This window comes from Desulfobacter sp., assembly GCF_050177295.1.
The window spans coordinates 1-5,394 of the sequence record NZ_JBFXHE010000305.1 but is presented as its reverse complement, the minus strand read 5'-3'; the positions used below and the strand labels follow the sequence as shown (position 1 = coordinate 5,394).

At 47.6% G+C, this 5,394-nt stretch carries 4 protein-coding genes and 1 pseudogene; 4 read left to right on the top strand and 1 reads right to left on the bottom strand.

Features of this window, described 5'->3' with window-relative positions:
- Positions 1-258 precede the first annotated feature (258 nt).
- Positions 259-2,259: pseudogene (locus tag AB7U36_RS17520) on the top strand (methyl-accepting chemotaxis protein).
- Positions 2,260-2,387: 128 nt separating this feature from the next.
- Here the strand turns inward: AB7U36_RS17520 and AB7U36_RS17515 are convergent.
- A complete protein-coding gene (locus AB7U36_RS17515) occupies positions 2,388-2,483 on the bottom strand; it encodes a rubredoxin-like domain-containing protein (RefSeq protein WP_428160968.1) in 96 nt (31 codons plus the stop codon).
- Between the two features lie 277 nt (positions 2,484-2,760).
- Between AB7U36_RS17515 and AB7U36_RS17510 the strand changes: the two genes are divergently transcribed.
- Genes AB7U36_RS17510 through AB7U36_RS17500 form a run of 3 tightly spaced genes read left to right on the top strand, consistent with a single transcriptional unit; the run spans position 2,761 to position 5,237 of the window.
- A complete protein-coding gene (locus AB7U36_RS17510) occupies positions 2,761-3,792 on the top strand; it encodes a phosphatidylserine decarboxylase (protein ID WP_428160967.1) in 1,032 nt (343 codons plus the stop codon).
- Entirely contained in the window at positions 3,792-4,841 is a 1,050-nt protein-coding gene (locus tag AB7U36_RS17505) for a prolipoprotein diacylglyceryl transferase family protein (RefSeq protein WP_428160966.1), read from the top strand. Before AB7U36_RS17510 ends, AB7U36_RS17505 begins: the two co-directional genes overlap by 1 nt.
- 3 nt (positions 4,842-4,844) lie before the next feature.
- Positions 4,845-5,237: a hypothetical protein gene (locus AB7U36_RS17500; RefSeq protein ID WP_428160965.1), complete on the top strand. Its 393-nt coding sequence runs from the start codon at positions 4,845-4,847 to the stop codon at positions 5,235-5,237.
- Positions 5,238-5,394 lie beyond the last annotated feature (157 nt).

The window sequence follows — 5,394 nt, the reverse complement described above, 5'->3', positions numbered from 1 at the left end:
TTTCCGAACTGGCTTTTTCCTTTCATCTGACCTTTGAAATCGTTTACAAATCCATTGCCTTTTCACTGATCATGGGGTTTGCGGGCGGCCTGCTACCGGCACTGAGGGCGTCGCGCATGAATATCATTGAGGCATTACGGGCAAGTTAGGGAGGGGAAGTTTATTGCAAAATTTGTAACTATTTTTAAAAATCGGTTATGATTCGGATAGAAAACAGAAAATCAATTTAATTTTTTAATTTTATGACGGAGATAGTTAATGAGAATAACATTAAGATCAAAATTAATCATTGGTGGCGTGGTGGCAGCAATGCTTCCTCTGGTTGTCGTGGGATTATTTTCAATAAACAAATCCGCCTCTGCACTGGTTAATATTGCACAGGGACAGGCAACGCTCACCGCACAAAATCTTGCAACCATGGCAAACCTTTACATGGAACAGGAAATTGAAAAAAATCGAATACTGGCGTCTGAGCCTTTGATCCAAAAAATGCTTAATAACGCCGAAACTAAAAATATTGAAAGTAGTTTGTCTGAAACCTCTGCTGTTAAAACATATCTTTCAGATGTATATCAAAAAATCCATCAAAATTAGGATTGTATTTTTGTTACGAATTCATCGGGCCTCTTCCTTGTTTTAGCTGACGGCCATGGCGGAGAATCTATACAGAAAAAAATAAGTGTAGCTGATCGCAACTATTTTCAGACTGCCAAATCCGGTAAGATCACCATAAGTGAACCGCTTATTTCAAAGGTTAGCGGGGATTCTGTTTTTGTCATAGCCGTTCCTTTACAGGACAGTTCCGGGGCGTTTGCCGGTATTTTAGGATCGTCTGTAAAATTGGCGACTTTAACCGACAGAATTGCCCGGACTAAAATCGGCGAGACAGGTTACCCGTTTATGGTGGGTAACGACGGACTTTTTATCTATCATCCTGTAAAAGATTATATTTCCCAAATAAATATAGAGACCCTTAAAGGGATGGATAGCCTTGCCAGAAGATTGCTGGCCCAGGAAACAGGTTTTGAGAAATATGTTTTTAAAGGGGTTGATAAGATTTGTGGATTTGCTCCTGTACCTGTGACAGGTTGGGGCATTGTGTTCACTCAGGATGAATCTGAATTTTTAGCATCTGTGGTTTCGATTCGCAATATAGTTCTTGCCGCGGGTTGCGTATTTCTTGTCCTGACAATTGTGGCTGTCCTGTGGTTTGTTAAAAGCATTATGGCGCTTCTGGGAAATGATCCGTCTGAAATCGCTCAAGTGGCCGACCAGATTGCGTCCGGTGATCTTACATATGAATTCAAAAACACCGGAAACCAGCTCTGTGGTGTGTATGCCAGTATGAAGCAAATGACGGACAATTTGAAAAATATGTTTGCGGACATTTCACAAGGGGTTCATATGTTGACATCGTCTTCCACGGAACTGTCGGCAGTGTCCCAGCATATGACATCCGGTGCGGAACAGTCTTCCCAGAAAGCCAATAATGTTTCTTCGGCCGTAGAAGAGATGGAAACGGCTATGAACAGTGTTGCCGCTGCCACAGAGCAGACCAGTGCGAACCTGCAGATGATTGTCGCCGCCGCAGAAGAGATGTCTGCAACCATCAATGAGATTACAACCAATACCGCCAAGGGAAGCCAGACAACGACCCAGGCCGTTGAAAAAGCCGAACATATTTCCGGAAAAGTGGATGCATTAGGCCGGGCAGCAATGGAAATCAGCAAGGTGACGGAAACCATCGCCGATATTTCCGCACAGACCAATCTTCTGGCATTGAATGCAACCATAGAGGCTGCAAGAGCCGGAGAGGCCGGTAAGGGGTTTGCCGTTGTGGCCGGTGAAATTAAGGAACTTGCAAAGCAGACTGCCCGTGCGACTGACGAAATCGGGTTGAAGATCGGCGAGGTTCAGACAACAGCCACTGAATCTGTGGACGCAATAAAGGAAATCCTTGAAATCATTAACGATATCAATTCAATTGTTACATCAGTAGCCTCTGCCATTGAAGAGCAGTCTGCCACAACCCAGGAGATTTCCAATAATGTCAGCCAGGCAGCCACCGGTGTTCAGGAGGTCAATGAAAAAGTCAATCAGACGTCCACCGTGGTAGCCGAAGTTGCCCAGGATGTCCACCAAGTAAGCCAGTCTGCAGACGAAATCACGGCCGGCACCAGGCAGATAAATGAAAATGTTCTGGAATTATCTAAACTTGCGGAAAATCTTAACAAGATGGTCGGCAGATTTAAGCTGTAAGCATAAAGGCACGCCCCTGCCGTTCTTTGGTCGGCAGGGCTTATTATAATAGATCGGCCACTGGCGCTGGCCACATAATAGGCCGGACCCGGTGCAGTTCATCATGCCCGGGTCCGGCAAGTATTTGATTAGTCAATCAGGATAAACTTGGACTGTTTGGCCGAGCAGATCGGACATTTTTCCGGTGCGGCGCCCAGTTCAATGTAACCGCAGACCGGACACAGGTAAAATTCGCTGACATCCAGATCCGGATGCTGGCCAACCGATGGGTGAGATATCAGCTGGAATAGTTGGTATTATACCATCGACTTGACCAGCCTTTACATTTTCCAATATGGTGACATTGTCTAATCTCAAAAACTGGATCATCGAGTATTAGACTACGGGTCCTCGCAAGATTAGGTGTCTGTACACATCTAAAGGTGTTCTCATACTTTACACATATTCTTTTAGTCGTAAGTTAACACGGTTAAAACAAAGTGCAGGCATAATGCCCGCATTATGAAACATCAATATATCGACCGCAAAACCCGGCAGGTCAGAACCGAAATCCTTAAAGCAGATCCCGTTATCAGTGCCATTTATTCGCCGATACGCGAAAAAGCCTCCTTTTTGTTTCGTCTGATAATTTCGGCCCGGATGTCCAGCCTGATCGGGGCTGTTTCCTATGATCTGCCTTTTTTGAACTCCCCGATGGATGCCGGGAAATTTTTGGCTGCCCACGGCATTGATTTAAGAGAGGTGGAAGGAGACCCTGCGAAACTGGATACCCTTCGAAAAGTTTTTGAACGCAAAATTCGGTACGAGCAGCTTCGTCCCATGCCGGAAGACGCCTATGCGGTAGTCTCTCCAGCTGATTCTCGTCTTCTGGTGGGGGCATTTTCAAAAAACTCAGCCCTTTTCATTAAAGGTAAGTTTTTTGATTTTTGTGAGCTTATCGGCCGGGATAAGCCCCGATGGCTTGACGCCTTTGACCAGGGCAGTTTCGCCGTGACCCGGCTCACCCCGGATAAATATCACTATAACCATACGCCTGTGGCAGGAACGGTCTTGGATATTTATGAGATAGACGGGCATTTTCATTCCTGCAACCCCGGGGCTGTGGTCCGGGAAGTGACGCCATACTCTAAAAACCGGCGGGTGGTCACCATCATTGATACGGATGTGCCCGGAGGCACCGGATGCGGGCTTGTGTGCATGGTGGAAGTGGTGGCCATGATGATTGGAAAAATTGTCCAGTGCTACAGTCAAAAGGGATATGAACATCCCCGGGCTGTGGTGCCCGGACTTTTTATGGAAAAGGGTTGTCCCAAAAGCCTTTACCGTCCGGGCTCTTCCACAACCATTGTTATATTTCAAAAACAGCGCATCCGTTTTTCCGAAGATTTACTGGAAAACCAGGTTCGCACCGACGTGAGCAGCCGTTTCAGTGAAGGGTTTGGCAGGCCCCTTGTGGAAACCGAAGTGACCGTGCGTTCAGGTATCGGTCATGCCTGCCCTTGTGGTGAAACTGCAACTTTGGGAGATTTGTAATGGCACCTATTTTTTTTGTTGTTGGGCTGGGTCTGCTGATTGGTGTTGTACTGAGTTGGGGATTTAAAACGTTGCCTAAAGAGAAATGGCAGATGGTGGCGGCGTTTCCTCTGGAAAAGCTTGACCAGGGCCAGTGGCGGGGGATGAATCTGACCTGGTACGGGCTTTTGTCTGCCAATGCGTATACCTTTGGTGTAATCATGGCCGTGATTCTGGCCGCATCGGCCGGGATGCCCATTTTTGTCTTGGTGCTGGTGACTGTTCTGCTGCTGGCGGTCACCATTCCGGCCTCTAAAATTGTTGCCCGGATTGTTGAAAAGAAAAACTCCACCCTGACCATTGGCGGGGCCGTATTTGCCGGTGTGGTGACCGCACCCTGGATCATCATGCTGGTGAATGCCACGTTGGGCACAGCCTTCAACTTTCATCTGCCTGTTGCTGTGATGATGGCCTGTTTAAGCATCGGGTATACGTTTGGAGAGTCTTTGGGGCGTCTTGCCTGCCTGAGTTTTGGCTGCTGTTACGGCAAGCCGTTGAGCCAGTGTACCGGCCACGCCCGCAAACTGTTTGAACATTTTAATGTGGTCTTCACGGGGGAGACCAAAAAAGTGGCCTATGCATCGGGTCTGGCCGGTGAAAAGATGATTCCCATCCAGATTATTACCGCCGTGATTTATGCGATATCCGGCCTTGTCGGTACCTTGCTGTTTCTCCGGGGTTTTGCCGGAACCGCCCTTGTGGAAACCCTTGTGGTAACCCAGGTCTGGCGCGTGGTCTCTGAGTTTTTCAGGGCGGACTTCAGGGGTGAACGCAAATTTTCCGTGTACCAGATTATGGCGCTTGCAGCCATTGCTTATACCATCGCAGTACTGGCTTTTTTCCCTGATCCCGAGGTGGCCGTTTCCCTGGATAAAGGATTTAAAGCCCTGTGGGATCCGGGTATGATTCTGTTTTTCCAGGGCGTCTGGGTAGTCTCCTTTCTTCATTCGGGCCGAAGCACTGTTACGGCATCAAAAATTTCCTTTCATGTAGTCAAAGACAACATCTAATTGATGAAAATTAGAAGACGCCATGAATTGGGGGGGATATGCTTTCTGTGGTGCTACGATATTGTAAAGTATCTCCTGTTCAAAGGCCTTCTGGAAAGCCGGGGGATTGATCCCCTGGTATTTCTGTTTTTTGACATGATCACCGTGCCCGGGTTTATTGTAGGCTGTGCCCGTCTGGTCAATTCCCTGACCGGCCGGGTCATGGCATGGCCCAAGGTCCTTTTCTGGGGAATCATGGTGCTGGTTAATACCCTGTTGCCCTATGTGTATGCCGCCGTTGCAGGTGGGCCGCAATTTGACACAGCCGCTTGGGTAGTCTTCTGGGCTCTGATTTTACTGATGCTGGCAAATCTGATACGCACGATTAGGGCGGGTTTGATCGCAGAAAAGCAGTGAACATGGGTATCATTGATTTATCTATTCATAATCCTGTCAATGGTTCCATCCCCTTTCATCTCCTCAATCACCCTGTTGATCTCCGGAAGGAGGTCTGCAAACGGTGAATTTTTTGAGATTCCGATTCTGAAAAGATCCTTGGATACAATTTGGGGTG

What these genes read in the sequence shown, in the direction of transcription:
- AB7U36_RS17500 (WP_428160965.1), top strand. Translation starts at nt 4,845, where the DNA reads ATGAAAATTAGAAGACGCCATGAATTGGGGGGGATATGCTTTCTGTGG.
- AB7U36_RS17510 (WP_428160967.1), top strand. Translation starts at nt 2,761, where the DNA reads ATGAAACATCAATATATCGACCGCAAAACCCGGCAGGTCAGAACCGAA.
- AB7U36_RS17505 (WP_428160966.1), top strand. Translation starts at nt 3,792, where the DNA reads ATGGCACCTATTTTTTTTGTTGTTGGGCTGGGTCTGCTGATTGGTGTT.